This is a genomic window from Lutibacter sp., from assembly GCF_013139515.1.
Classification (GTDB): domain Bacteria; phylum Bacteroidota; class Bacteroidia; order Flavobacteriales; family Flavobacteriaceae; genus Lutibacter.
Genome location: NZ_WTAR01000139.1, coordinates 1 through 3,590, shown reverse-complemented (window position 1 = coordinate 3,590; position 3,590 = coordinate 1). Strand labels below are relative to the sequence as shown.

4 protein-coding genes and 1 rRNA gene are annotated in these 3,590 nt (G+C 31.3%); 4 read left to right on the top strand and 1 reads right to left on the bottom strand.

What is annotated here, in order from left to right; genetic code table 11:
• The 4 genes from rrf to GQ540_RS12250 all read left to right on the top strand — a co-directional run.
• Positions 1-82, top strand: a 5S ribosomal RNA gene (gene rrf, locus GQ540_RS12265); the annotation flags it as partial.
• 110 nt (positions 83-192) lie between these two features.
• Positions 193-621 carry a DUF6526 family protein gene (locus GQ540_RS12260; protein ID WP_291801502.1) on the top strand — a complete coding sequence of 143 codons (429 nt, stop codon included), beginning with the start codon at positions 193-195 and terminating at the stop codon, positions 619-621.
• Positions 622-713: 92 nt separating this feature from the next.
• Entirely contained in the window at positions 714-1,967 is a 1,254-nt protein-coding gene (locus GQ540_RS12255) for a Y-family DNA polymerase (RefSeq protein WP_291801500.1), read from the top strand.
• Between the two features lie 23 nt (positions 1,968-1,990).
• Complete coding sequence (locus GQ540_RS12250; RefSeq protein WP_291801507.1) at positions 1,991-2,407, top strand: LexA family transcriptional regulator; 417 nt, start codon at positions 1,991-1,993, stop codon at positions 2,405-2,407.
• 35 nt (positions 2,408-2,442) lie between these two features.
• On the opposite strand, the gene GQ540_RS12245 is transcribed toward GQ540_RS12250, so the two are convergent.
• The gene (locus tag GQ540_RS12245) at positions 2,443-3,585 is read right to left on the bottom strand and encodes an acyl-CoA dehydrogenase (protein ID WP_291801505.1); all 1,143 of its coding nucleotides are present in this window, start codon (positions 3,583-3,585) and stop codon (positions 2,443-2,445) included.
• Positions 3,586-3,590: the final 5 nt, after the last annotated feature.

Genomic DNA, 3,590 nt, shown 5'->3' with positions numbered 1-3,590 from the left:
CTTCCCATACCGAACAGAGAAGTTAAGCCTATCAGCGCAGATGGTACTGCCATTCAGGTGGGAGAGTATGTCGTCGCCTTTCTTTTGAAAAACCTTCAACTTTATTGTTGAAGGTTTTTTTTGGTTATTGCTTTTTTTGAGGTAATTAAATAGTATATCTTTACAAATATCATTTTAAAATCTAATCTCATTATGAAACAACAAAATTTAAAAAATCATGGGAAGTGGGTGATTGGTTATCATCTTATTACATTCTTAGCAATTCTCACACTTATTATAGGGTCAATAAGAGGCCTTTTAAAATCATCAGATGATAATTTATATTCAGCTTCATTATTAGTATTGATCTCTTTTATTTTATTGTTTATGTTTTACTTTGTTAGGTCTTTTGCTTTAAAAGCTCAAGATAGAGCAATTAGAGCTGAAGAAAAACTAAGGTATTTTATATTAACAGGAAAAGCATTGAGTAGCAAAATAACAACTCGACAAATTATTGGATTGCGTTTTGCTTCAGATGATGAGTTTCCTACTTTAGTTGAAAAAGCCGAAAAAGAAAACCTTTCAGAAAAAGATATTAAGGCGGCAATTCAAAATTGGAAAGAGGATTTATATAGAGCATAAAAAACAGGAAATATATTTAATAAAATCCTCATATAATTATGAGGATTTTTATTTTGAGACAATTCATAAAATAATCTTATTAATTTTATACGATGTACGGGATTTTAGATTGCAATAGCTTTTATGCTTCATGTGAACGTGTTTTTAAACCACATCTAATAGCTAAACCAATAGTGGTTTTATCTAATAATGATGGTTGTGTAATAGCGCGAAGTATTGAAGCTAAATCTTTTGTGCCAATGGGAGCCGAAGCATTTAAATATGAAAAAGTTTTTAAAGAAAAGCATATTAATGTCTTCTCTTCTAATTATTCATTGTATGGAGATTTAAGTACTAGAGTAATGTCAATTTTATCAAAATTCACATTAGATATTGAAATTTATTCGATAGATGAAGCCTTTTTTAAATTAGATGGAATTTCAAAAGATGAATTAGAAGACTATGTTTCTAAAATAAAATACACTATTGAGAAACAAGTTGGAATACCAGTGAGTATTGGTGTTGCTAAAACAAAATCACTCTCTAAAGTAGCAAATAAAATAGCTAAAAAGTATACAAATGAAACAAAGGGTGTTTATGTAATTTTAAATAATGAGCAGCGTATTAAGGCTTTGAAATGGACTAAAGTTGAAGATGTTTGGGGAATTGGAAGAAGTATTTCAAAGAAACTTAAATTTCAAAATATACATACAGCGTATGATTTCACCTTGTTATCGGATGAATTGGTGAGAAATAAATTTTCAGTTGTTGGTTTACGTTTGAAGCAAGATTTATCTGGAAATTCAACGATAGGAATTGAAGTTGTAAGAGATAAAATATCTATTGCTACAACAAGAAGTTTTGAATATGTATTAAGAGATTTTGAGCCTATAAAAGAACGAATTGCTACATTTGCGAATGCTTGTGCAGAAAAGCTGAGGAGGCAACATTCAGAATGTAATTATTTATATGTGTTTTTAAAAACGAGTAGCTATTCAAGTGTGAAGCGGAATGTAGGGGTTGTAGTGCATTTGCCTTACATCACAAACTCAAGCATTACAATTTGTAATTATGCTAATAGAGGAATTAAACAATTGTTTAAAAAAGGGTACAATTATAAAAAGGCAGGGGTTGTTGTTATGGGGTTAAAGCCTGAAGAGGAGCATCAATTTTCATTGTTTGAAGATGAGAACCCAAGGCATAAATCATTAATGAAAGTTATTGATAAACTAAATTTAAAGTACAATAAACCAACAGTAAAAATTGCAAATCAAGATTTAGATAAAACTTGGAAAATGAAGCAAGATCACTTATCACCAAGGTACACAACTGCCATTGATGAAATTATAGAAATAAAATGTAACTAAATAAGGTGAAAAGCATAAAAAATATAGAAATCTATTTTCCTAAAAAATCAGGATTGATTGAAAGGCCAATTGTAAGCGAAGATATTGCAGCGGGATTTCCATCTCCAGCGGAGGACTTTAAAGAAGTACGCATAAGTTTAGATAAGGAATTGATAAAAAATGAAGATGCAACTTTTTATGCACGTGTTAGAGGAAACTCTATGATAGATGCTAATATTGAGGATGGAGATTTGTTGGTTATAGATAGAAGTATAGAAAATAGAAATGGTAAAATTGCAGTTTGTATGATTGATGGAGAATTTACTATAAAAAGATTGAAAGTAGAAAAGGAGTGTGTGTATTTAATGCCTGAAAATAAAAAATACAAGCCTATTAAAGTTACTGAAGATAATGAGTTAATTATTTGGGGAATAGTAACGTATGTTATAAAAGAAGTATAAAAAAAGCCGACAATTGTCGGCTTTTTTTATCTAATTTAATCTCTTAAAACACTTCTTGAGATTACAATTTTTTGAATTTCAGAAGTACCTTCATAAATCTGCGTAATTTTAGCATCACGCATTAGGCGTTCTACGTGGTATTCTTTTACAAAACCATAACCACCATGTATCTGAACAGCTTCAACTGTTACTGCCATTGCCATTTCAGCAGCATATAGTTTTGCCATTGCACCACTTAAATCATAATTGGCGTGCTGATCTTTATCCCAAGCAGCTTTGATACATAAATGGCGTGCAGCCTCAATTTGAGTTGCCATGTCAGCTAATTTAAAAGCAATAGCTTGATGTTGGTTAATTTCCTTTCCAAAAGCTTTACGTTCTTTAGAATATTGTAAAGCTAATTCATAAGCACCAGATGCAATTCCTAAGGCTTGTGAAGCAATTCCAATTCGTCCACCTGCCAATGTTTTCATGGCAAATTTAAACCCAAAACCATCATCTCCAATTCTATTTTCTTTAGGCACTTTAACATCCGTAAACATTAGCGAATGAGTATCAGAACCACGAATACCTAATTTATTTTCTTTATTTCCAACTACAAAGCCTTCTGTACCTTTTTCTATAATTAAAGCATTTATACCTTTATGCCCTTTAGCTACATCAGTTTGAGCAATTACAAGATAAACGCTTGCAGTACCACCGTTGGTAATCCAGTTTTTTGTACCGTTTACTAAATAGTGATCTCCTTTATCAATTGCAGTTGTTTTTTGTGAAGTTGCATCAGAACCTGCTTCAGGTTCACTTAAGCAAAATGCACCAATAATTTCCCCTTTTGCAAGTGGAACTAAATATTTTTGTTTTTGTTCTTCAGTACCGTACGTTTCAAGTCCCCAACAAACTAATGAATTATTAACAGACATGACTACTGAAGCTGAAGCATCAATTTTTGAAATTTCTTCCATTGCTAACACATAAGATACAGCATCTAAACCACTACCTCCATATTTTGGGTCAACCATCATTCCTAAAAAACCAAGCTCTCCCATTTGCTTAACTTGTTCAGTAGGAAATTGTTGTTTTTCATCACGTTCTATAACACCTGGTAAAAGTTCATTTTGAGCAAAATCACGAGCTGCATCACGTATCATTATTTGCTCTTCAGTTAAATTAAAATCCATAATTA